The 22,972-nt window shown below is 59.8% G+C and carries 21 protein-coding genes; 11 read left to right on the top strand and 10 right to left on the bottom strand.

Going from position 1 to position 22,972, the window contains the following annotated elements; genetic code table 11:
• Nucleotides 1-90: 90 nt before the first annotated feature.
• Together MHH62_RS22160 and MHH62_RS22155 are read right to left on the bottom strand one after the other, a co-directional pair.
• Nucleotides 91-978: a 3-keto-5-aminohexanoate cleavage protein gene (locus MHH62_RS22160; RefSeq protein ID WP_058410796.1), complete on the bottom strand. Its 888-nt coding sequence runs from the start codon at nt 976-978 to the stop codon at nt 91-93.
• A gap of 88 nt (nt 979-1,066) precedes the next feature.
• A complete protein-coding gene (locus MHH62_RS22155) occupies nt 1,067-2,011 on the bottom strand; it encodes a choline ABC transporter substrate-binding protein (protein ID WP_032902304.1) in 945 nt (314 codons plus the stop codon).
• Between the two features lie 195 nt (nt 2,012-2,206).
• Between MHH62_RS22155 and MHH62_RS22150 the strand changes: the two genes are divergently transcribed.
• Both MHH62_RS22150 and MHH62_RS22145 read left to right on the top strand, forming a co-directional pair.
• Entirely contained in the window at nt 2,207-3,151 is a 945-nt protein-coding gene (locus MHH62_RS22150; protein ID WP_019817453.1) for a GlxA family transcriptional regulator, read from the top strand.
• Between the two features lie 68 nt (nt 3,152-3,219).
• On the top strand, nt 3,220-4,398 hold the full coding sequence (locus MHH62_RS22145; RefSeq protein WP_339231907.1) for a hypothetical protein: 1,179 nt from the start codon (nt 3,220-3,222) through the stop codon (nt 4,396-4,398).
• Between the two features lie 31 nt (nt 4,399-4,429).
• Here MHH62_RS22145 and MHH62_RS22140 read toward each other — a convergent pair whose 3' ends face one another.
• Nucleotides 4,430-4,846 (bottom strand): DUF3010 family protein, encoded by a 417-nt coding sequence (locus tag MHH62_RS22140; RefSeq protein WP_014720249.1) that lies wholly within the window; start codon nt 4,844-4,846, stop codon nt 4,430-4,432.
• A gap of 190 nt (nt 4,847-5,036) precedes the next feature.
• Here MHH62_RS22140 and MHH62_RS22135 point away from each other — a divergent pair, with 190 nt between their 5' ends.
• On the top strand, nt 5,037-5,999 hold the full coding sequence (locus MHH62_RS22135; protein WP_032902308.1) for a tyrosinase family protein: 963 nt from the start codon (nt 5,037-5,039) through the stop codon (nt 5,997-5,999).
• A gap of 43 nt (nt 6,000-6,042) precedes the next feature.
• On the opposite strand, the gene MHH62_RS22130 is transcribed toward MHH62_RS22135, so the two are convergent.
• Nucleotides 6,043-6,444 (bottom strand): lysozyme inhibitor LprI family protein, encoded by a 402-nt coding sequence (locus MHH62_RS22130; protein WP_014720247.1) that lies wholly within the window; start codon nt 6,442-6,444, stop codon nt 6,043-6,045.
• 218 nt (nt 6,445-6,662) lie between these two features.
• On the opposite strand from MHH62_RS22130, the gene MHH62_RS22125 reads away from it, so the two are divergent.
• From MHH62_RS22125 to MHH62_RS22100, 6 genes are all read left to right on the top strand, one after another.
• Nucleotides 6,663-7,640: a dipeptidase gene (locus MHH62_RS22125; protein ID WP_032879065.1), complete on the top strand. Its 978-nt coding sequence runs from the start codon at nt 6,663-6,665 to the stop codon at nt 7,638-7,640.
• Between the two features lie 78 nt (nt 7,641-7,718).
• Complete coding sequence (locus MHH62_RS22120) at nt 7,719-8,249, top strand: DUF5943 domain-containing protein (protein ID WP_008033249.1); 531 nt, start codon at nt 7,719-7,721, stop codon at nt 8,247-8,249.
• Nucleotides 8,250-8,264: 15 nt separating this feature from the next.
• A complete protein-coding gene (gene dgcA / locus MHH62_RS22115; protein WP_003194876.1) occupies nt 8,265-10,325 on the top strand; it encodes a dimethylglycine demethylation protein DgcA in 2,061 nt (686 codons plus the stop codon).
• A gap of 137 nt (nt 10,326-10,462) precedes the next feature.
• Nucleotides 10,463-12,406 (top strand): dimethylglycine demethylation protein DgcB, encoded by a 1,944-nt coding sequence (gene dgcB, locus MHH62_RS22110; RefSeq protein WP_019817451.1) that lies wholly within the window; start codon nt 10,463-10,465, stop codon nt 12,404-12,406.
• A complete protein-coding gene (locus MHH62_RS22105; RefSeq protein WP_014720242.1) occupies nt 12,406-13,626 on the top strand; it encodes an electron transfer flavoprotein subunit alpha/FixB family protein in 1,221 nt (406 codons plus the stop codon). Before dgcB ends, MHH62_RS22105 begins: the two co-directional genes overlap by 1 nt.
• A 4-nt stretch (nt 13,627-13,630) precedes the next feature.
• On the top strand, nt 13,631-14,407 hold the full coding sequence (locus MHH62_RS22100; protein WP_165901703.1) for an electron transfer flavoprotein subunit beta: 777 nt from the start codon (nt 13,631-13,633) through the stop codon (nt 14,405-14,407).
• Nucleotides 14,408-14,480: 73 nt separating this feature from the next.
• Here the strand turns inward: MHH62_RS22100 and MHH62_RS22095 are convergent, their stop codons facing one another.
• The 3 genes from MHH62_RS22095 to gbcA form a co-directional block, all read right to left on the bottom strand.
• A complete protein-coding gene (locus MHH62_RS22095) occupies nt 14,481-15,701 on the bottom strand; it encodes a lytic polysaccharide monooxygenase (RefSeq protein ID WP_339231905.1) in 1,221 nt (406 codons plus the stop codon).
• Between the two features lie 51 nt (nt 15,702-15,752).
• Nucleotides 15,753-15,965, bottom strand: a complete 213-nt coding sequence (locus tag MHH62_RS22090; protein WP_014720239.1) for a prepilin-type N-terminal cleavage/methylation domain-containing protein — start codon at nt 15,963-15,965, stop codon at nt 15,753-15,755.
• 854 nt (nt 15,966-16,819) lie between these two features.
• Nucleotides 16,820-18,115, bottom strand: a complete 1,296-nt coding sequence (gbcA, locus tag MHH62_RS22085; protein WP_032902310.1) for a glycine-betaine demethylase subunit GbcA — start codon at nt 18,113-18,115, stop codon at nt 16,820-16,822.
• 282 nt (nt 18,116-18,397) lie between these two features.
• Here gbcA and gbcB point away from each other — a divergent pair, with 282 nt between their 5' ends.
• A complete protein-coding gene (gene gbcB, locus MHH62_RS22080; protein ID WP_014720237.1) occupies nt 18,398-19,498 on the top strand; it encodes a glycine-betaine demethylase subunit GbcB in 1,101 nt (366 codons plus the stop codon).
• A gap of 490 nt (nt 19,499-19,988) precedes the next feature.
• On the opposite strand, the gene MHH62_RS22075 is transcribed toward gbcB, so the two are convergent.
• The 3 genes from MHH62_RS22075 to MHH62_RS22065 form a co-directional block, all read right to left on the bottom strand.
• Nucleotides 19,989-20,522 (bottom strand): transposase, encoded by a 534-nt coding sequence (locus MHH62_RS22075; RefSeq protein WP_072435407.1) that lies wholly within the window; start codon nt 20,520-20,522, stop codon nt 19,989-19,991.
• Between the two features lie 131 nt (nt 20,523-20,653).
• Nucleotides 20,654-20,854 carry a hypothetical protein gene (locus MHH62_RS22070; protein WP_014720236.1) on the bottom strand — a complete coding sequence of 67 codons (201 nt, stop codon included), beginning with the start codon at nt 20,852-20,854 and terminating at the stop codon, nt 20,654-20,656.
• 193 nt (nt 20,855-21,047) lie between these two features.
• Nucleotides 21,048-22,088 carry a low specificity L-threonine aldolase gene (locus MHH62_RS22065; protein ID WP_014720235.1) on the bottom strand — a complete coding sequence of 347 codons (1,041 nt, stop codon included), beginning with the start codon at nt 22,086-22,088 and terminating at the stop codon, nt 21,048-21,050.
• A 90-nt stretch (nt 22,089-22,178) separates the two neighbouring features.
• Here MHH62_RS22065 and MHH62_RS22060 point away from each other — a divergent pair, with 90 nt between their 5' ends.
• Complete coding sequence (locus MHH62_RS22060) at nt 22,179-22,907, top strand: TraX family protein (RefSeq protein ID WP_014720234.1); 729 nt, start codon at nt 22,179-22,181, stop codon at nt 22,905-22,907.
• Nucleotides 22,908-22,972: the final 65 nt, after the last annotated feature.

The raw sequence follows: 22,972 nt of genomic DNA, 5'->3' as shown, positions 1-22,972 counted from the left end.
ATGGCGGCATTGCAGGCTACAAAGATGTGGCAGATTTACTGGCCTCATCGCGGGCAAGCCCGGCTCCCACAGGGTTGTGTGGTGTCTGTGTTAGCCGCGTGGGGTCAGGCCCATCTTGATGCGGCCTTCGGCTGGGGTCAGGACCCGTGCGCCCAACCGGCTGAGAATTTCACTGGCGCGTTCCACCAGTTGGCCATTGGTGGCGAGCACGCCCTTGTCCAGCCACAGGTTATCCTCCAGGCCCACCCGTACGTTGCCCCCCAACAGCACGGCTTGCGCGGCCATTGGCATTTGCATGCGACCAATCCCGAACCCTGCCCACACCGCGTCGGCGGGCAGGTTGTCGACCATGGCTTTCATGGTGGTGGTGTCGGCCGGTGCGCCCCAGGGAATGCCCAGGCACAGTTGGAACAGCGGGTTATCCAGCAGTCCTTCCTTGATCATCTGCTTGGCGAACCACAGGTGGCCGGTATCGAAAATTTCCAGCTCAGCCTTTACGCCCAATTCCTGGATACGTCTGGCGCCAGCCCGCAGTTGCGCCGGGGTGGACACGTAAATGGTGTCGCCATCGCCGAAGTTCAGCGTGCCGCAGTCCAGGGTGCAGATTTCCGGCAGCAGTTCTTCAACATGGGCCAGGCGGGTCAGCGGGCCCACCAGGTCGGTATTGGGCCCGAACTCCATGGGATTCTCGCCGCCACCGATCTCCAGGTCGCCACCCATGCCGGCGGTGAGGTTGACGATGATGTCGATGTCGGCCTCGCGGATGCGCTCCATCACTTCGCGGTACAGCGCGACGTCGCGACTGAACTTGCCGGTCTCGGGGTCGCGTACGTGGCAATGCACGACCGTGGCGCCGGCCTTGGCGGCCTCCACGGCAGCGGCGGCGATTTGTTTGGGTGTGACCGGCACGTGGGGGCTTCTGGCGGTCGTGTCGCCAGCACCGGTGAGTGCGCAGGTGATGATGACGTCGTGGTTCATGAGGCGGTTCCTTACAGGCGGGTGATTTCAAGGCGCAGGGCGCCGTGTCGCGGCCTGGAGCGGCTGCGACACGGTGGTCCAAATAGGGTTATTTGCGGGTCAGTTGCAGGTTGGCAGCAGCCGGCTTGCCGTCGAAGGTGGTCACACCCTCCAGCCAGCGCGCCTGGTCTTGTGGGTGATCCTTGAGCCACTGCTTGGCGGACTCGATGGCGTCCTTGTGATCCAGCAGCGGTTGCATCATGCGGCTCTCGTCGGCGGCGGTGAACGTCAGGTTGGTCAGCAACTTATGCACGTTGGGGCACTGCTCGGCGTAGGCCGGCGCGGTCACGGTCCATACGGTGGCCATGCCTTCGTTCGGGCCCAGGGCATCTTCGCTGCCGGTGAGGTAAGTCATCGCCACATTCACGTTCATCGGGTGCGGCGCCCAACCAAAGAACACCACGGCTTCCTTGCGGCGCACGGCACGGTCCACGGCCGCCAACATGCCGGCTTCGCTGGACTCCACCAACTGGAACTTGCCCAGGCCGAACTGGTTCTTGGCGATCATCGCCTTGATCTGCGTATTGGCGCCCGAGCCCGGCTCGATGCCATAAATCTTGCCGCCCAGCTCTTTCTCGAACTTGGCGATGTCGGCAAAGGTTTTCAGGCCCTTGTCCGCCAGGTAGGTGGGTACTGCCAGGGTGGCGCGGGCGTCTTGCAGGCTGGGTTTTTCGAGGACCTTGACTTGCTTGGCGTCGACGAACGGTGTGATGGTCTGGGTCATCAGCGGGTTCCAGTAGCCAAGGAACAGGTCCAGGCGCTGATCACGTATACCGGCAAAGATGATTTGCTGGGACGCGCTGGTTTGTTTGGTTTTATAGCCCAGGCCGTCGAGCAGTACTTGAGCCATGGCGCTGGTGGCGATGACGTCAGTCCAGTTCACCACGCCCATGCGCACGTTCTGGCAAGAAGCGGCGTCCGCTGCCATGACGGTGTTACTCAAGATGGCGCTGGCGCTGAGTGCGAGTGCGCAGCGGCTGATCAGTCGGTTCATGGGTGGAGCCCTCGGCAGGTCGTTATTGTGGGTGCCGGCGTCTTTGTGCGCCGTGGGATCACGTTACGCAGCTTGGCGCCCCGCAAAGCGCACGGCGGCGACCCGCTCTTGCACTGCAGCGACCTGTGCTCTTGAATGGCCGGTTGAACTGGCGTATCACAGTGACCACGCTGCCCGTCCGACGAGAGCGCCACCATGTCCCAGGATGTCTATTTCTTGCTGATGCCGGGTTTCTCGGCCCTCGGTTTTATCTCCGCGCTGGAACCGTTGCGCGTGGCCAATCGCTTTCGCGGCGAGCTGTACCGCTGGCACATCTTGAGTGCCGATGGCGGCGCGGTACTGGCGAGCAACGGCATGTCGGTCAACGCCGATGCCGCGCTGGAACCGTTGAAAAAAGGCGCGACTTTACTGGTGGTGGCTGGCTTCGAACCCCTGCAGTTCGCCACGCCCGCCCTGGAGCATTGGCTGCGCCGCCTCGACCATGAGGGTGTGACCCTCGGTGCCATCGACACCGGCGCCTGCGTGTTGGCCGAAGCGGGCCTGCTTGACGGCCACCGCCTGACCTTGCACTGGGAAGCCATCGACGCCTTCAAGGAAGCCTATCCGCACCTGAGCGTGACCCAGGAACTGTTCGAAATCGACCGGCGCCGCATCACCTGCGCCGGCGGGACCGCGTCCATCGACTTGATGCTCGATCTCATCGCCCAGGCCCACGGCCCGGAGCTGGCGATCCAGGTTTCCGAGCAATTCGTACTTGGCCGCATCCGCCCCCGCAAGGACCACCAGCGCATGCAGATCGCCACGCGCTACGGCATCAATAACAAGAAACTGGTGCAGGTGATCGGCGAAATGGAACAGCACACCGAACCGCCCCTGAGCACCTTGGCCCTGGCCGAAACGATCAAGGTCACCCGACGCCAACTGGAGCGGCTGTTTCGCCTGCACCTGAATGACACCCCCAGTAATTTCTACCTGGGCCTGCGCCTGGAAAAAGCCCGAAAACTGCTGCGCCAGAGCGACATGAGCGTGCTGGAAGTGAGTATTGCGTGCGGGTTTGAGTCACCGTCGTATTTCACCAGGAGCTATCGTGCAAGGTTTGCCAAATGCCCGCGGGAGGATCGGCGACGGGAGGTGGTTTGACGGACAATTATAGTCAATTATACTCTTGGCTATAATTTATAGTCATTTCCATAATTGAGTATAAAACCATGTCCAAGCACAGCGGCTTTGTGTTTCGCCGCCCCACCCTGGCAAGCAGTATTGCCGATGGCCTGGTGGGGGCCGGTATTCAGGATTTCACCTCCGGCCTGTTTCTCGCGGCGCCCCGACGCACGGGCAAAAGCACTTTTCTGCGCGAAGACCTGATTCCGGAATGTCAGCTGCGGGGCTGGCTGGCGGTGTATGTCGACCTGTGGGCCGACAAGGAAAAAGACCCCGCCGAGCTGATTGCGAGTGCCATTGCGGGGGCATTGGTGCCGTTTGAAAAGGGCATTCGCAAACTGGCAAAGAACATTGGCATCGAGAAACTAAGCTTTCTGCGTACGCTTTCCTGGGACTTTACCAAGCCACAATTGCCTGTCGGTGCGACGCTGACCCAAGCGTTGGAATTGCTCCACAGGGCTGCAGAAAAACCCGTTGTACTGGTGATTGACGAAGCACAGCACGCAATAACCACCGAGTCAGGTATCAATGCGATGTTCGCGTTGAAGGCTGCCCGGGATCAGCTCAACCAAGGCCGTGACGAGGAGGGCAGCGGTTTGCGCCTGGTGTTTACCGGATCCAATCGCGACAAACTCGCCCATTTGGTACTGGGTAAAAGCCAGCCATTCTTCGGTTCCAGCATCACGCCGTTTCCGCTGCTGGGCAAAGCGTTCACCCAGGCCTACACCGTGCACCTCAACGCGCACCTGGCCCAGAACAACCAATTCAACGCGGCTGATATTGATGAGGCGTTTGAGCGGGTAGGTCGGCGTCCCGAGATGTTGCGCACGATCATCGGTGAAGTCGCATTGGAGTTGGGCGAGGCGAGCAATCTTGGCCAACTGCTGCACAGTCGCGCAGAACTGCTGCGCGCGGGTGTATGGACCGAGTTCGAAAGCGTCTGGAACGCCCTGACCATCCCGCAGCGCGCCGTGCTGGAGGTGATGGTGGAGCGTTCTCAAAACAACGAACCCTTCGCGCCATTCACCGATAGCACCCTCACGGCGGTCAGCAAGGCGCTGGAAAAGATGGGTAGCGACGTGGTGCCGGGTACCCAGACCATCCAGGCCTGCATCGATGCCCTGCGCGACAAGGAACTGGTGTGGAAGTCGAGCCGAGGCGGCTATGCCCTGGAGGACAACACCTTCGGTGATTGGCTGCAACACAAGAGCCTTACACCGCGCTAAAAGGCCGGCTTCTAAAGAGAGCGGAGGTGGTTTATTTCTTTACCAGGGCCGAGCATGCCGCCTTGTAGGCTTCATGCTGGTACTTGTTAAGCGTCGCTGGCAGATCAAAGGTGTGCTTTTTGTTCTGCGCATTGATGGTCTGCGGCGACAACAGCGTCACTTCCACCCCCTCCAGCAGTTGAAGCACCCCTTCAATCTTGAACGTCGTTGGGCCACCGGCGAATTCACCTTTTTTGCTGCGCTTCTTGATGGCGATGCGAGTGATGGCGTTGTCCTGCACAAACGCTTTCACCTGAGCGGCGAAGGCTTTGACGTTGGCCGCTTCATCGTCATCGTCGAGGGCGATTTTCTTGGTCGCCAGGGCGACGTGGGTCAGCGCCTGGTTGTCCAGGGCGGCGAGGGCGATGATGGCTTCGCTGCCTTTGATTTCGATGCCGCAAATAATCATGGCGTTGCCTTGAGCAGGAAAAGAGGGCACGGATGGTAACAGGCTCGGTTCGTTCGAGAGGAGCTGACCATCCGTCGGAGATAGTGCTGATACTGTCAGATCTGACAGTAGATCTTGATGGGTTCCCCAACTAGATTCGCAGCAGGGGCCGGCACGCGGTCCCATGTTTTTGCGACGAGGGGGGCGGGCAATGAATATTCGCAAGGAAATTCGAAAACTGAGCGGGCCTGAACGGCTAGCGTTTACCAATACGCTGTTGGCCCTTAAGGGTAATGGCGGATACGACAAGTATGTGCATTGGCATCACGCAGTGATGGTACCTACCGTTCACCCTGATGAACCCCAAGATCCCGACTATCGTAATGGCGCCCACTTGGGGCCGGCTTTTTTACCCTGGCATCGTGAAATGTTGTTGCAGTTGGAAGCCGACCTTCAGGCCATCACGCCCGGTATCACGCTGCCTTACTGGGATTGGACATTGGACGCGGCAGACCCGACGAATTCGCCGGTGTGGGAGCAAAGCCTGCTGGGGGGGGACGGTGACGCTGCCGATGAATTCAGGGTGCAGGATGGACCCTTCGCGTACCGATACGGCAATTGGCCGGTGCCTGCCTATCCGGAAGATGGGCTGCCGGGGGCGGGGTTGAAGCGCCAGTTCTCACGTTTGGTCAACTCGCTGCCGACGGCCGCGGACTTGCAGATGGCAATGAATGAAGAGCTGTATGACGAGCCGAACTACACGTCGAGTCCGTTCAATAGAGGCTTTAGAAACCGACTCGAAGGCTGGATCACTCAGAAGGGCGATCCGCAAGTCACCACCCCTGGTTCTCAATTGCACAACCGCGTCCATTTATGGATTGGCGGCAACATGCTGGCGATGACCTCGCCCGAAGATCCAGTATTTTTTCTGCATCATTGTTTCATCGACAAAATCTGGGCCGACTGGCAGGCGCAAATGATGCTGGATAAGCCCGCACTGGCGCCTCATTACTGCCCGATGCAGGATGGCCCCACCGGGCATAATTACGATGATGTGATCAAGCCCTGGACTCGTCGTATCCGTGAGGTGATGGATATCACCGCGCTGGGGTATGCCTACGAGCCAGCCTCACCCTTGACCAAAAGGCCGTTCAAGTCACCTTTCATGGCTTGAGCGTGGCGCAGCCCTTTGCGCGGCCTGGTCGCGTGAAGGGTGTTTACTCCTGGCCAATCGACTCCAAAAACTCCGACCGCTCATCACTCATCCGCGCCAGGCAGTCGTTGTGCGCAATCGCATAGGCCTTGGTGCCGGTCACTGCCGGGAAGGTGTCCACCGCACAATCGGCATCCCGCAGTTTTTCCCACTTTTGCTGCGCGTCCTTCAGACGGGCGGTAATGTCCGCCAGTTTGGTCTTGTCGCTGCCGTAGGTCGAACCCATGCGCTCCAGCAACCCCTGATAGTTATCTTTGAGCAATTGCTCGGCGGTGGTCTTGTTGTAGGTGGCGCATTCCAAGGTTTGCTGGTCGTTCTCGATACCGTCGCACGGCGTGCTGTCGGTGTCTTCGGCCGCGTGGGCGGTGGTTGCGATGAGTGCCAAAGCCAGGAAAATCGATTTCATTGCGCCGTCTCATATCACGTGATGCGCAATTCTGGCTCAAGCGTAAGACAAAGAACAGCCGACCGTGGGGCCTGTCTTCGCAGGCTTTGTCGCGGATTGACGCTTTCGGCAATTCCCCTGTCGTTTTTGCACCCGGCTCCGTCGGTCCCTGGGCATATGCTGGCCCCAAAGCGCCGGCAGACGATTCGGCGCATGAATCGCCAATAAGGGGACGCCTGATGAGCCCAGCCGAGTTGCACGCCGACAGCATCGTTATCGACGGTCTGATTATTGCCAAGTGGAACCGCGACCTGTTCGAAGACATGCGCAAAGGTGGCCTCACCGCCGCCAACTGCACGGTGTCGGTGTGGGAAGGCTTCCAGGCCACGATCAATAACATTGTCGCCAGCCAGACCCTGATCCGTGAGAACAGCGACCTGGTGATCCCGGTGAAAACCACCGCCGACATCCGCCGCGCCAAGGAGCAGGGCAAGACCGGCATCATCTTCGGCTTCCAGAATGCCCATGCCTTTGAGGACCAGCTCGGCTATGTCGAGATCTTCAAGCAGCTCGGCGTGGGGGTGGTGCAGATGTGCTACAACACCCAGAACCTGGTGGGCACCGGCTGCTACGAGCGTGATGGCGGCCTGTCGGGTTTCGGTCGCGAGATCGTCGCCGAGATGAACCGCGTCGGCATCATGTGCGACCTGTCACACGTGGGCTCCAAGACCAGCGAAGAGGTCATCCTCGAATCGAAAAAGCCGGTGTGCTACTCCCACTGCCTACCGTCCGGGCTTAAAGAACACCCGCGCAACAAGTCCGATGAAGAGCTGAAGTTCATCGCCGACCATGGCGGTTTTGTCGGCGTGACCATGTTCGCGCCGTTCCTGGCCAAGGGCATCGACTCGACCATCGACGACTACGCCGAAGCCATCGAATACACCATGAACATCGTCGGCGAAGACGCGATCGGCATCGGCACCGACTTCACCCAGGGCCATGGCCAGGATTTCTTCGAAATGCTCACCCATGACAAGGGTTACGCCCGCCGCCTGACCAGCTTCGGCAAGATCATCAACCCGCTTGGCATCCGCACCGTGGGTGAGTTCCCCAACCTCACCGAGACCCTGCTCAAGCGCGGCCACAGCGAGCGCGTGGTGCGCAAGATCATGGGCGAGAACTGGGTCAACGTGCTCAAGGACGTCTGGGGCGAATAAGCCACTGCTCGCTTAATCCTTCACCCGCCGCCATCCGCGTGGCGGGCATCAAAACGAATTTTCTGGAGTTAAGTTTCCATGGCCAAGATCGCCCCGCAATTGCCAATTGAAGTCGACAGCGAAACCGGTGTCTGGACCTCCGACGCCCTGCCGATGCTGTACGTGCCGCGTCATTTCTTCGTCAACAACCACATGGGTATCGAAGAAGTGCTGGGCGCTGATGCCTACGCCGAGATCCTTTACAAGGCCGGCTACAAGTCCGCCTGGCACTGGTGTGAAAAAGAAGCTGAATGCCACGGCCTGGAAGGCGTCGCGGTGTTCGAGCACTACATGAAGCGCCTGTCGCAACGCGGCTGGGGCCTGTTCAAGATCCAGGACATCGACCTGGATAAAGGCACCGCTAGCGTCAAGCTGGAACACTCGGCGTTCGTCTACGTGTACGGCAAGGTCGGCCGCAAGGTGGACTACATGTTCACCGGCTGGTTTGCCGGCGCCATGGACCAGATCCTTCAAGCGCGTGGCAGCAAGATTCGCACTGTCGCCGAACAAGTCTACGGAGGCTCCGAAGAGGGCCACGATGATGGTTTGTTCACCGTCAAACCGTTGTAAGCCGAGGACCGTGCCATGGCTTTCGAAGCAATGTTCCAGCCGATCCAGATCGGCAAACTGACCATCCGCAACCGGGTGCTCAGCACTGCGCATGCCGAGGTGTATGCCACCGACGGCGGCATGACCACCGACCGCTATGTGAAGTACTACGAAGAGAAAGCCAAGGGCGGTATTGGCCTGGCGATCTGCGGTGGCTCCTCCGTGGTGGCCATCGACAGCCCGCAGGAATGGTGGGCGTCGGTGAACCTGTCCACCGACCGCATCATCCCGCACTTCCAGAATCTGGCCGATGCCATGCACAAGCATGGCGCCAAGATCATGATCCAGATTACCCACATGGGCCGGCGCTCGCGTTGGGACGGCTTCAACTGGCCGACCCTGATGTCGCCGTCCGGCGTGCGTGAGCCGGTGCACCGTGCCACCTGCAAAACCATCGAGCCGGAAGAAATCTGGCGTGTGATTGGCAACTACGCCCAGGCTGCGCGTCGGGCCAAGGCCGGTGGCCTGGACGGGGTGGAGTTGTCGGCTGTGCACCAGCACATGATCGACCAGTTCTGGAGCCCGCGGGTCAACAAGCGTACCGACGAGTGGGGCGGCAGCTTCGAGGGCCGCATGAAGTTCGGCCTGGAAGTGTTGAAGGCCGTGCGTGCCGAAGTGGGGGATGACTTCTGCGTGGGCATGCGCCTGTGCGGCGACGAGTTCCACCCGGACGGCTTGTCCCACGAGGACATGAAGCAAATCGCCAAGTATTACGACGACACCGGCATGCTCGATTTCATCGGCGTGGTGGGCTCGGGTTGCGACACCCACAACACCCTGGCCAACGTCATCCCGAACATGAGCTACCCGCCGGAACCGTTCCTGCACCTGGCGGCCGGCATCAAGGAAGTGGTCAAGGTTCCGGTGCTGCACGCGCAGAACATCAAGGACCCGAACCAGGCCACGCGTATTCTGGAGGGCGGCTATGTGGACATGGTCGGCATGACCCGTGCGCACATCGCCGACCCGCACCTGATCGCCAAGATCAAGATGGGCCAGATCGACCAGATCAAGCAGTGCGTGGGCGCCAACTACTGCATCGACCGCCAGTACCAGGGCCTGGATGTGCTGTGCATCCAGAACGCTGCGACCTCCCGTGAATACATGGGCGTGCCGCACATCATCGAGAAGTCCACCGGGCCCAAGCGCAAGGTGGTTGTGGTGGGGGCCGGCCCGGCCGGGATGGAAGCCGCGCGCGTGGCGGCTGAACGTGGCCACGACGTGACGCTGTTCGAGAAAAAGGAGTTTATCGGCGGGCAAATCACCACGGCATCGAAAGCGCCGCAACGTGACCAGATCGCCGGTATCACTCGTTGGTATCAACTGGAGCTGGCGCGTTTGAAAGTCGACCTGCGCCTGGGTGTTGCAGCCGATGCCGAGACCATCCTGGACGTGCGTCCGGACGTGGTGGTGCTGGCGGTGGGCGGGCACCCGTTCATCGAGCAGAACGAACACTGGGGCGCCGCCGAAGGCTTGGTAGTGAGCAGTTGGGACGTGCTCGACGGCAAGGTGCTGCCTGGCAAGAACGTGCTGGTGTACGACACCATCTGTGAATTCACCGGGATGTCGGTGGCCGACTTCCTGGCCGACAAAGGCAGCCAGGTGGAGATCGTCACCGACGACATCAAGCCAGGCGTGGCAATCGGCGGTACGTCGTTCCCCACGTACTACCGCAGCATGTACCCCAAGGAAGTGATCATGACCGGCGACATGATGCTGGAAAAGGTCTACCGCGAGGGCGACAAGCTGGTGGCCGTGCTGGAAAACGAATACACCGGCGCCAAAGAGGAGCGGGTGGTGGACCAGGTGGTGGTGGAGAACGGCGTGCGTCCGGACGAGGCCATTTACTACGGGCTCAAGGAAGGTTCGCGCAACAAGGGCCAGATCGACGTTGAAGCGCTGTTTGCGATCAAGCCGCAGCCATGCCTGAGCGAGGCGGGCGAGGGGTACTTGCTGTTCCGCATTGGTGACTGTGTGGCCCAGCGCAACACCCACGCCGCCATCTATGACGCCCTGCGCTTGTGCAAGGATTTCTGACGCACCTGATCGTTCCCACGCTCTGCGTGGGAATGCCGCCCTGGACGCTCCGCGTCTGCTTTTAAGGTCGTGACGCAGAGCGTCACAGGATGCATGCCCACGCAGAGCGTGGGAACGATCTTAGTGGGAGCTTCACCATGCTGAATACCCTTCTTCCCATCCTGCTTTTTGCCGCCCTGGGCCTCGCCGTCCTCGGCGCCTTGCGCCGGGTGAACATGTGGCGCCGTGGCCGCTCGTCCAAAGTCGACCTGCTGGGCGGCCTTTTGGCCATGCCCAAGCGCTACATGGTCGACCTGCACCACGTGGTCGCCCGTGACAAATACATCGCCAACACCCACGTAGCCACGGCGCTCGGCTTTGTGCTGTCGGCGCTGCTGGCGATCCTGGTGCACGGCTTCGGCCTGCAGAGCCGCATTCTTGGCTATGCGCTGCTGCTGGCATCGACATTGATGTTTGTCGGCGCGATCTTCATGTACCTGCGCCGCCGCAATCCGCCTGCCCGCTTGTCCAAAGGCCCGTGGATGCGCCTGCCGAAAAGCCTGATGGCGTTCTCGGTGAGCTTCTTCCTGGTGACCTTGCCGGTGGCCGGGATTCTGCCCGCCGATTTCGGCGGCTGGCTGCTCGCGGCTTTGCTGAGCGTGGGCGTGCTGTGGGGCGTGTCCGAAATGTTCTTCGGCATGACTTGGGGCGGGCCGATGAAACACGCCTTCGCCGGTGCCCTGCACCTGGCCTGGCACCGTCGCGCCGAGCGCTTTGGCGGTGGCCGCTCCACCGGTCTGAAGCCGCTGGACCTCAGTGATAAAACCGCGCCGCTGGGCGTAGAAAAACCCAAGGACTTCACCTGGAACCAACTGCTCGGCTTCGACGCCTGCGTGCAGTGCGGCAAGTGCGAAGCAGCATGCCCGGCGTTTGCCGCCGGCCAGCCACTGAACCCGAAAAAGCTGATCCAGGACATGGTGGTCGGCTTGGCCGGTGGCACCGATGCCAAGTTCGCCGGCAGCCCGTACCCCGGCAAACCGGTGGGCGAACACGGCGGCAACCCGCACCAGCCGATCGTCAACGGCCTGGTGGACGCCGAGACCCTGTGGTCGTGCACCACCTGTCGCGCTTGCGTGGAAGAGTGCCCGATGATGATCGAGCACGTAGACGCCATCGTCGACATGCGTCGCCACCTCACCCTGGAGAAAGGCGCCACGCCGAACAAGGGCGCCGAAGTCCTGGAAAACCTGATCGCTACCGACAACCCCGGCGGTTTCGCACCCGGTGGTCGTCTGAACTGGGCGGCAGACCTGAACTTGCCGTTGCTCAGCGACAAAGGCAGTTGCGATGTGCTGTTCTGGGTCGGCGATGGCGCCTTCGACATGCGTAACCAACGTACCCTGCGCGCCTTCGTCAAAGTGCTCAAGGCCGCCAAGGTCGACTTCGCCGTGCTTGGCCTGGAAGAACGCGACAGCGGTGACGTGGCGCGGCGCCTCGGCGATGAGGCGACATTCCAGCTGCTGGCCACGCGCAATATTCAGACCCTGGCCAAGTACAGCTTCAAGCGCATCGTCACCTGCGACCCGCACAGTTTCCATGTGCTGAAAAACGAATACGGTGCCTTCAACGGCAACTACCGGGTGCAGCACCACAGCACCTTCATGGCCGAGCTGATTGGCGAGGGCGCGCTGAACCTGGGCCAGCACAAAGGCAACAGCGTGACCTACCACGACCCCTGCTACCTGGGCCGCTACAACGGTGAATACGAGGCGCCGCGCCAAGTGCTGCGGGCGTTGGGTATCGAGGTCAAGGAAATGCAACGCTCGGGCTTCCGTTCACGCTGCTGCGGTGGCGGTGGCGGCGCGCCGATCACAGACATCCCCGGCAAGCAACGTATCCCCGATATGCGCATGGACGACATCCGCGAGACCGGTGCCGAACTGGTGGCCGTGGGTTGCCCGCAATGCACCGCGATGCTTGAAGGCGTGGTCGAACCGCGCCCGTTGATCAAAGACATCGCCGAACTGGTAGCCGACGCGTTGCTTGAAGACGCCGCGCCGGCCAAAGTCCCCCTCAAGCGTGAACCTGCGGAGGTGCACTGATGAGCGATATTATCCGCCGCGACCCCCGGGCCGAATGGATCGCCCGTAACCGCCTGCACCCGTTGCACGCGGCGATGCAGCCGGTGCAACACAGCTGGATGGGGCCCAACGGTATCATTCGCAAAAACGTGCATGGTGTTGGTTTTATCGGGCCCAACGGCATCAAGCGCATCGACCGCAGCGGTGCCCAGCAGGGCGGCGCGGCCAAGCGCAGCGCGGCAGTGCAAGTGCAATTGCCGCTGCATCAGGTGCCGACCCCGGCGTTCTACATCAACGTGGTGCCGGACATGGTCGGTGGCCGTCTGAGCAGCCACGACCGTGACCTGCTTGGCCTGGCGCGCCAGTTGGCTGGCAGTGACGGCGCGGTATTGGCGGTGGTATTCGGTGAACACAAGGAAAGCGCCTTTGCCACGGCCGGCGTCGACCGTCTGCTGGTGCTGGAGGGGCATGAGTTCGAGGGTTATGCACCGGAGCAACGGGTGCAGGGCCTGCGCGCTGTGGATAACCAATTCAGCCCGCGCCACTGGTTGCTGCCAGATAGCCGCAGCGGTGGTGGCGAACTGGGGCGACGCTTTGCCGCCAGCCTCAAGGAACGCCCGGCGACGCGGGTGTGGCAGATCAAGGGCGAGGAGTGCATCGGCCGTGCCGGTGCCGGCCAGGAAGACCTGGCGCGACCGTTGCCCCGTCTGATCCTCGCCGCCGCCGAATGTGCCGATCCGGTCAGCGAAACCCGCCACGAAGTCTTGCCCGTGGAGTTATCCACAGGCCTGGCGCGCAGTTTGCCGCGTATCGAAGATCTCGGCGCGGTGGCGGTCGACCCGGCAGCGATTCCGATGGCCGAGGCAGAGTTCATTTTCTCCGGTGGCAACGGCGTAAAGGACTGGGCGCTATTCCACCAGACCGCCGCGGCCCTGGGCGCCACCGAAGGCGCCTCGCGGGTGGCAGTGGACGATGGCTTCATGGCGCGCGATCGCCAGGTCGGCGCCAGCGGCACCTGGGTCACTGCGCGGGTGTACGTGGCCGTCGGGATTTCCGGGGCGATCCAGCACCTGCAAGGCATCGGTGCCTGCGACAAGGTGGTGGCGATCAACCTCGACCCAGGGTGCGACATGATCAAGCGTGCCGACCTGTCGGTGATCGGCGAAAGCGCCGCGATACTGCACGCCTTGATCGCGGCGGTCGAGACCTACCGCAACGGCGCCAAGCGCGATGCAGCCTGAGGATATGACCATGACCAACACTGTATTCAGCCTGGTGTCCATCGGCGCTCACCCCACCTCCGGGCGTCCACGCCGTGCCGAGCAGGACGCGCGCGCGGTAGAGTTGGGGCTGCAACTGGCTGGGGATAAGTTGCAGGTGCTGCACGCGGGTGATGTCAGCGAGCCGACCCTGCGCAGCTACCTGGGCATGGGCCTGCCGCAACTGCAGGTACTCGAACAGCCGGCGGGCGCCGATGCGTTGCCGGTGCTCAGCGAGTATCTGCGCGACGCGGGCGCCCAAGTGGTGCTGACCGGAAGCCAGGCAGAAACCGGCGAAGGTTCGGGGATGCTGCCGTTCCTGTTGGCCGAACAACTGGGCTGGCCGCTGATTGTGGGGCTGGCGCAGGTGGAGTCCATCGACGCCGGCGTAGCCCTGGTGCTGCAGGCGCTGCCTCGCGGCCAGCGGCGGCGCTTGAAGGTGCGCCTGCCGTTTCTTGCCACTGTGGATAACGCCGCGCCCAAACCACGCCAGAGCGCCTACGGCCCGGCGCAACGGGGTGAGTTGGCAGCCCATGACGTCGAGATTGAACAGGATGAGTTATTCACAGACGCACTGCTGCAACCGGCCAAACCGCGGCCCAAGCGCCTCAAGGTGATCAAGGCCAAGAGCGGCGCCGATCGTATGAAAGCTGCCACAGCCAAGGCCAGTGGGGGTGGGGGGCAGGTGCTCAAGGGCGTCAGCGCCGAAGAGGGCGCGCAGGCGATTCTCAAGTTGCTGATAGAGGAAGGCGTGGTTCGCTAAGCTCGTCTGAAAAGATAGCGAGGCAAACGCTGTATACACCACAGCGTTTGTCTCGCAACAGACATTTTACTTCTCAGTCTTTCTTATCCCACGCATCGTTCCATTGGCTGCCTACACCAGGTTCGTAATAGCTGGGTGATTGCGAGCACCAGCCGCTATTTGGGTAGGGTTTGCACACATAATTGGCGCCCTTGTTAGATACAACGTCACGTGGCTTGTAAGGGGGGCTCTTGTTCGGCACGTACGCGGGGTATTCCCCACCGCCCGCTTCGACTATCGCCATGGCCTTGGAGTAACCCTTGACCTGTACGAATACCGAATTGACCTGCGGATCAGCCGTGTTGAACACAATGTCATTGCCGTCTTTTTCCCCTACTTTGGCGATGCTTGAAGGGATTTGATTGGCCAGTTGCGGGCCCCATATCTTCGCGTCCAGATTGTTTGCGTCAATGGGCAGGGTAATGTCTACGACCTCTTTCGCTTGTGGCGTGTTGTCCAGAATACGGAAGTGAACGGCGTTTCCTGGGGTGAGGTCTTTCATGACGGCATCGATGAATTGCCCCAGATCAAACCACCGCTCGGGAACGCCTGCCCCGATAATATTGATATCACTGCAGTTGTAGAATCCTTCCCCGGCCGGGTCAATTCGTTGCCATTGCACGAAGAGGGTCGCGTTGCCGAATTGTTCTGCAGGGATAGGCACTGGAAATCTGAAGTACCCCGAAGACGAAATGGCAGGCGGCCTGGTGCCCCAGTCGGTTTGAGCGACTGTCAGTTGCTCGGTATGGATAAGGACCAAATCATTCCAGGTCAGCGGTGCTGTGGTCGGATCAAAGCCAGGTTTTGTCAGGAATACCTTTGCAAAACTGGGGACGTGAGGGGCCGTACCGATGATGCGAACGTTCATTTTACCGTCGTGAGGCGTGACGTCCGTCCGGTACCAATCATTTGACACCAAGTTAAGGCCGTCTTTCTTCTTGTCACCTGCTGAACATAGTTGCCCATCTGGAACTGCTTTTTTAACGATTTCCGGGTCGTTATACCCCGGGGCAGCAATTAAATGGGCAACTTCATTCCATTGCTGGCTTGGATACTGTCCGCTTGTTTTGGCTAACGCCGCGCATCCTGGATCGCTGGGGTTTCCCGACCAGAAATCTGGAAGCGCTTTGCAATGAACCTGGCGTGATACCGGCTCATCGACGGCACCGTGTGCCATGACCAACAGGGGGGCCAGAAGCACCGCTGCCAGCAGCCACTTGATGAGAACGTTCGTATGTTGCTGTAAATTATTCATGCTCTAGTCCACCTTCAATTCAGACAAACAAGTTCCGAACTGCTGGAACGCTCAGTGTGTTGTTAGCGTTTTGTAAGCATCGATGGCATAGCGAATGTCTCGCAGCGAACGCTGCAAGTCGAGTTCCCGAATGTGTTGACCCATCAGCGCCGTCAGCGGATAAGCCACTGTCGAAAGCGTGGCCAGTGAGGCCAGCGTCAGTAGTAATTCAATCAGCGTAAAACCTTTGGCGCGGTGATGGCTGGGATTGCCCTGCCACGTCACCGGTCTATCTCCTCTTTTGCGCCAAGGACTTCTGTACTCACCTGGGCCAATGGATATAACTGCAAGAAAGAGTGTAGATGAAGTTTAAATTTGAGCGTTTCCGCGCAAGGAACGGACAAGCGGGCAATTACCCACAATCGCTGTGCACGTGCCTGTGGATAAGGTGTTTGTGTTTGTCCGCAGGGCACGTATTTAAAGGCCTGTGCGCTATTGGCTGAAAAATGATCAGGCTAAGTGGCGGTTTTCTCTAGGGTTTTGCTGTGGATAAAGCTAAGCGGATTTTATAACTTGCCCCCAAAGTCTGTTGGCGGATCTGTGGATAAGATGTTCGCTATCCGTTGTAGGCCAGGTAATACGAGGCCTACAGAGGGTTGGTTAAAAAATCACCAAAACACTGTATTTAACCCTTAAAACGTCTCATGACCCGCGGAAATAGCGACTTTAGGTGGTTTTCCACAGCCCAGACAAAGTTGCCCCCAAAGTCTGTTGGCGCATCTGTGGATAAGGTGTTCGCTTACCGCTGCAAGCCACGCCAAACAAGGCTCTTGGAGGTTTGATCAATAAATGATCAGCTTGAGCTGAAACCCGGAAGTTTGAATAAGTCACGGATTTTCTTGATTTAATTTTCGTCCACGACGCAATTGCCCACAATTGCTGTGGGTGGCTTTGTGGATAAGTTGTTGGGTAAAGGCTGGAGGGCAGGGTGGTAAAGGGCTGTATCAGAGCTGATCGAATTTTGAACAGCTAATCTGTCCTAATGTGGGAGCTGGCTTGCCTGCGATAGCGGTCTATCAGCCAATACAGACTTTGACAGACACCATGCCATCGCGGGCAAGCCCGCTCCCAAACAAGCGTTATTCGTGAGCAGCTACGCCTTTGAGATAAGGCGCCGGCGCCGCACCCAGGTTGCTCAGCATGCGCTCGCTGTACCAATCCACAAAATTCACCACGCCAAATTCATAGGTCTTGGAGTACGGGCCGGGTTGGTAGGCGGTGGAGTTGATCCCGCGCTGGTTCTCTTCGGCCAGGCGGCGGTCCTGGTCGTTGGTGGCGTCCCACACCTGGCGCATGCGTTCCACGTCGTAGTCCACGCCTTCCACGGCGTCCTTGTGCACGATCCACTTGGTGGTAACCATGGTTTCCTGGGCGCTGATGGGCCACACGGTGAACACAATGATGTGGTCGCCCATGCAGTGGTTCCAGGAGTGCGGCAGGTGCAGGATGCGCATCGAGCCCAGGTCCGGGTTCTTGATGCGGCCCATGAGCTTGGCACAACCTTGTTTGCCATCCAGGGTCATCGACACGGTGCCCTTGAGTAGCGGCATGCGCACAATCCGGTTACGCAGGCCGAAGCTGGCGTGGGCGTAAGGGATCTTCTCGGCATCCCAGGCGGCGGCGGAGGCGGCTACGTGGTCCTTGAACGCCTGGTCGGCACGTGGGTCGGTAACGTCGTCCCATTCCAGCAGGGTTTTCAGCAGTTCCGGGTGCGAGGCGTTGCAGTGGTAGCACTCGCGGTTGTTTTCCAGCACCAGCTTCCAGTTGGCTTTTTCGAACAAGGTGGTCTGGATCGCCACCTTGGTGTTCTCCATGTCGTAGGGCTCCATGTAATGGCTGAGCGTCGATAGGAAGTCATCGATGGCCGGCGGGTTTTTGGCCAGGCTGATAAAGATATAGCCGCCAGCGGTCTTCACGTTCACCGGCTTCAAACCGTACTGCTTCATGTCGAAATCGGCGCCCATCTCGGTGCCGGCGAACAGCAGGCGGCCGTCCAGCTCGTAGGTCCACTGGTGGTAGTGGCAAACCAGCTTGGCGACCTTGCCCTTTTCGCTGGTGCACAAGCGCGAACCACGGTGGCGGCACACGTTGTGAAACGCATGCACCACGCCATCGGCACCCCGGATCACGATGATTGGGTTCTTGCCCACTTGCAGGGTCAGGTAGTTGCCCTTGGTAGGAATTTCGCAGGTCATGCCGGCGATCAACCACTCTTTCTGGAAGATCTCCTGCATGTCGATATCGAACAGCCGCTCATCAGAGTAGAACGGCTGCGGCAGCGAAAAAGTGCGCTCGCGCTCTTGCAGCATTTGCGCGGTGGCCTTGCGTGCGGGTTCCAGCGGATCGCCCAAGCTTAAGGTTGCGGTGACGTCCATCGTGTGTGTCCTCATGGCCATTCTGTGTGGCCGGCGAATAGTGGCTACGGTTGGTGCTGTGCAAGGCGTAAAGAACGCGTCTTTGTTGGGAGCGAGTGTGGGCCCGGCGTAACGTCGAACCTTATCCATGGGCGACATGGCCCAATCTGATCCCGACGCGCAAGCCCCTGTCTTTGGGGGCTGGTCGCCGTAAGTATGTGAATGTCGCAGATAGGTAAATGGGTGGTTCTCGCGTTACGCAGAATCGCCACCATAAGGCCGACGTCGGCGGTGGAGAACAACATGTCCAATAATTTCCTGAATCCGGTAACCACCCAGACCTGGGCCAATGGTCGGCACATCGTCCGCTGCGTCAAAGTCATCCAGGAAACCTGGGATGTGCGCACCTTCTGTTTTATGGCCGATCAGCCGATCCTGTTCTTTTTCAAGCCGGGGCAATTCGTCACCCTGGAGCTGGAAATCGAAGGCCAGCCGATCATGCGTTCGTACACCATTTCCAGCTCACCGTCGGTGCCTTACAGCTTCTCGGTGACCATCAAGCGCGTACCGGGCGGCCGGGTTTCCAATTGGCTGCACGACACTTTGCACGAAGGCCAGGAGTTGGCGGTGCACGGCCCGGTCGGGCTGTTCAATGCCATCGACTTCCCAAGCCCGAAAGTGCTGTACCTCAGCGGCGGCGTTGGGATCACGCCGGTCATGTCCATGGCGCGCTGGTTTTACGACACCAACGCGAACGTCGACATGACGTTTATCCACAGCGCCCGCTCGCCCAAGGACATCATCTATCACCGCGAGCTGGAGCACATGGCGTCGCGGATCGACAACTTCAGCCTGCACCTGATTTGCGAAAAACACGGCCTGGGCGAACCCTGGGCCGGGTATCGCGGCTATCTGAACCACAAGATGCTGGAGCTGATGGTGCCGGACTTCCTGGAGCGCGAAGTGTTCTGCTGCGGCCCTACGCCGTACATGAACGCGGTGAAGCGTTTGCTGGAAGTTGCCGGTTTCGACATGACGCGTTATCACGAGGAATCGTTTGGCGCGACGCCGCCCGAAGCCCGTGCCGATGCGGTGGAGCAGGCCGAGCAAGCGGCGGATGCGCCGGAGATCGACCTGGCAGACCTGCATCAAGTGGAATTTATCGCGTCCGGCAAAAGCATTCGCGTGGCACCGGGGGAAACGGTGCATGCCGCGGCGGCCAAGCTCGGCCTGCTGATCCCCAAGGCCTGCGGCATGGGCATCTGCGGTACGTGCAAGGTGATGAAACTGGGCGGCGAAGTGGAGATGGAGCACAACGGCGGGATTACCGAAGAAGACGAGGCTGAAGGCTACATCCTGTCGTGCTGCAGTGTGCCGAAGGGTGATGTACGCATCGAATTCTGATCTGCTCGTTCCCAACGCTCTGCGTGGTAACGCCGCCCAGGACGCTCCGCGTCCGGCCGCGTTGAGGGTGTGACGCGGAGCGTCACGGGGCTGCATTCCCACGCGGAGCGCGGGAACGATCTTCCCGGCAGCAGGCACATACTCGTTCCCAACGCTCTGCGTGGTAACGCCACCTGGGACGCTCCGCGTCCGGCCGCATTGAGGGTGTGACGCGGAGCGTCACGGGCTGCATTCCCACGCGGAGCGCGGGGAACGATCTTCCCGGCAGCAGGCACATGCTCGTTCCCACGCTCTGCGTGGTGACGCCGCCCAGGACGCTCCGCGTCCGGCCGCATTGAGGGTGTGACGCGGAGCGTCACGGGCTGCATTCCCACGCGGAGCGCGGGAGCGATCTTCCCGGCAGCAGGCACATGCTCGTTCCCACGCTCTGCGTGGTAACGCCACCTGGGACGCTCCGCGTCCCGTCGTAAGGGAAGGGGCACGCGGATCTTCAGAGCCAAGGTTGGATGTCGATCAGGCCTGGCATACCTGCATAGTTGCGCGCGCTGGAGTAACGCCAGTGTTCAGCCAGGTCCACATAGCCTCGCTTTATGGGGTTGTGATGGATGTAATCAAGCTTCTGGCGCATGACTGCCTCGCTGTAAACCAATTGCGCATGTGAGCCTTCCTGCCACAGTTGATAAACACGATCTGTCTTATGTGCACGCTTGCAGAAACGCAGGCGCTGCAATACCCGCTCCGCGCCTTTGCTTTGCAGGTCGTCAATGATGGTTCGGGCGGTGAAGGATTTGAATTGGCTGACGCACTTTCCCAGATCTGGCGCTTGAGCAATAAAGTGCAAGTGATTTTCCAGGATGACGTAACCAAACAAGTTTAAAGCGTGGTTGCTTTGTTGATATCGCCAGCAATCCAGAAGATGGTCCACCAGGTAGTTGCAGGTGAAGAGGGGGAGCCATTCCATGACAGTGCAGGTGAGGAAGTGGGGTTTTTCGGGTTCGGTGATGACATAGCGGCTTCTGCCCACGTGTTCATCCTTGATTTCGGGTGGACGCGGAGCGTCCGAGGAGGCATTCCCACGCGGAGCGCGGGAACGATCATGATTCAGCGTCGCGTCGCAGGCCATGAATCTGCGACGCGGCGCTTAGGCGTTAACAGTTATTGGGCATAGATATGAACAACGAAGTGCTGGCCTGAGTTTGTCAATTCGTAGGCTTTGTCGTAGATGGTCAACGTCCTTGAGGGCTCCTGAATGGTGTCCCCGATCTTGGCGTGTTTCCTGAACTCGTCCCAGTCTATGACCGTGGTGCTAGTGCCGCCGCCGCTTTGCAGTGTGTTGCCATTACTTTGATATTCCATGATAAAACTCTCCATTGATGTGCCTTTGCGGCCGATTATTCGGCTGGCGATGAAACCCGAAAGGCGGCAGTTATCGCTGCGTTTTCCTTGCGGGTAACAAGAGGCTAGACAATGAAAGCGAGCTACGTAGCGGTCGGAAATATCAAAAAACAGTCTCGGCAATCGGCCAGTACCAACTGGCCGAATTCGTACGTTAAGCGTTCATTACTTCCCGAATATCGGCAGCCAATTCCCTCACACGCTCTTCCTCGGTATCCCACGCACACATGAAGCGCGCACCGCCTTTGCCGATGAAGGTGTAGAAGCGCCAGCCCTTGGCGGTCAGCGCTGCAATCGCGGGTTCCGAGAGTTGCAGGAACACGCCGTTGGCCTGTACCGGGAACATCAATTCCACGCCGGGAATATCCGACACCAGGCTGCTGAGCAATTGCGCGCAATGGTTGGCGTGGCGTGCATGCTTGAGCCACGCGTCATTTTCCAGCAGGCCCACCCATGGCGCAGAAAGGAAGCGCATTTTCGACGCCAACTGACCGGCCTGTTTGCAGCGGTAGTCAAAGTCTTCAGCCAGTTTGTGATTGAAGAACAGGATGGCTTCACCTACCGCCATGCCGTTTTTGGTACCACCAAAGCACAGCACGTCGACGCCGGCTTTCCAGGTCAGGTCGGCCGGTGAGCAGCCCAGGAATGCACAGGCATTGGCGAAGCGTGCGCCGTCCATGTGCAGGTTCAGTCCCAGTTCCTTGCAGGTGGCGCTGATGGCGCGGATTTCTTCCGGGGTGTACACGCTGCCGACTTCGGTGGCCTGGGTCAGGGTCACGACGCGCGGCTTGGGATAATGGATATCCTGGCGCTTGAGGGCGATTTCGCGGATCGACTCCGGGGTCAGCTTGCCGTTCTCGGTACGGGCAACCAGCAGTTTGGAGCCGTTGGAGAAAAACTCCGGCGCGCCGCATTCGTCGGTTTCGACGTGGGCGGTTTCCGAGCAAATCACGCTATGGTAGCTCTGGCACAACGAGGACAGCGCCAGGGAGTTGGCAGCCGTACCGTTGAAGGCGAAGAACACCTCGCAGTCGGTCTCGAACAGATTGCGGAAACCGTCGGCGGCGCGGTGGGTCCATTCATCATCGCCGTAGGCGCGTTGATGGCCCTGGTTGGCTTGTTCCATGGCGGCCCAGGCTTCCGGGCAGATGCCGGAATAGTTGTCGCTGGCAAATTGTTGGCTCTTGTCGGTCATGGCCCGTTCCTGTGGTCGATGTTGGTGCGCACTTTACCCAAGATTGCCGGGGGCACGCACGCACTGTAAATGCAAAGTCGTTGGGGAATTATGCACGGTACTCACACCTTGCCTGTCGGACCTGTCCGAGATGGCGCTTTGGATCTGCTCAAGTGGTTGGCGCTGTTGAGTATGGTGCTCGATCACCTGCGCTATGTGGGGCTGAGCCTGGATGGGCTATACGTGCCGGGGCGTCTGGCGTTTCCATGGTTTTGCCTGGCGATTGCGGCCAATGTGCATCGTGTCCGTTACGTCCCAGTGACCGGCCATTGGCGCTACCTGGGTTGGTTGCTGTTGTTCAGCGTGATCAGCGAAGTGCCGTATCGGCTATTTATCGAGGACGCCGATACGTTGAATGTGCTGCCGACTTTGGTGTTAGGTTTGCTGGTTGCCCGAGGTTGGCAGCAAAAGGCGCTTTTTGATCGAGGATTAGCGCTGTTAGCGCTCAGTATCGCGGGGGCGTTTGCGACACATTTGATGTTCGGTTTTTTCGGTGTGTTGCTGCCTGTGGCGATGTTGCTGGTGTTCAGTCGCCCTTGGTATTTCAGTGTGCTTCCAGGCTTGGTTTGTGTTGCCGCCAACCAATGGCAGATTTTGCTGAATAGCGGCACACCGGTGGCGCTGTTGGGGTTGGCAACATGCCTGATTGCGCCATGGGTGGGTTTGGTCTTGTTGCGACATGCCAAAAATGTCTCGCCACCAGCGATGCGGCGTTGGGCCTATGCCTTATATCCACTGCATTTCTTGCTGCTGCTACTCATCCGCCAGATCATCGCCTAACCCCTGTGGGAGCTGGCTTGCCTGCGATGCACACACCTTGGTCTGCCAGTTGCACCGCAGCGATG

Origin of the sequence: Pseudomonas sp. FSL L8-0168 (genome assembly GCF_037976155.1) — a bacterium.
Classification (GTDB): Bacteria; Pseudomonadota; Gammaproteobacteria; order Pseudomonadales; family Pseudomonadaceae; genus Aquipseudomonas; species Aquipseudomonas paracarnis.
This window is presented reverse-complemented; position numbering and strand designations above follow the sequence as displayed.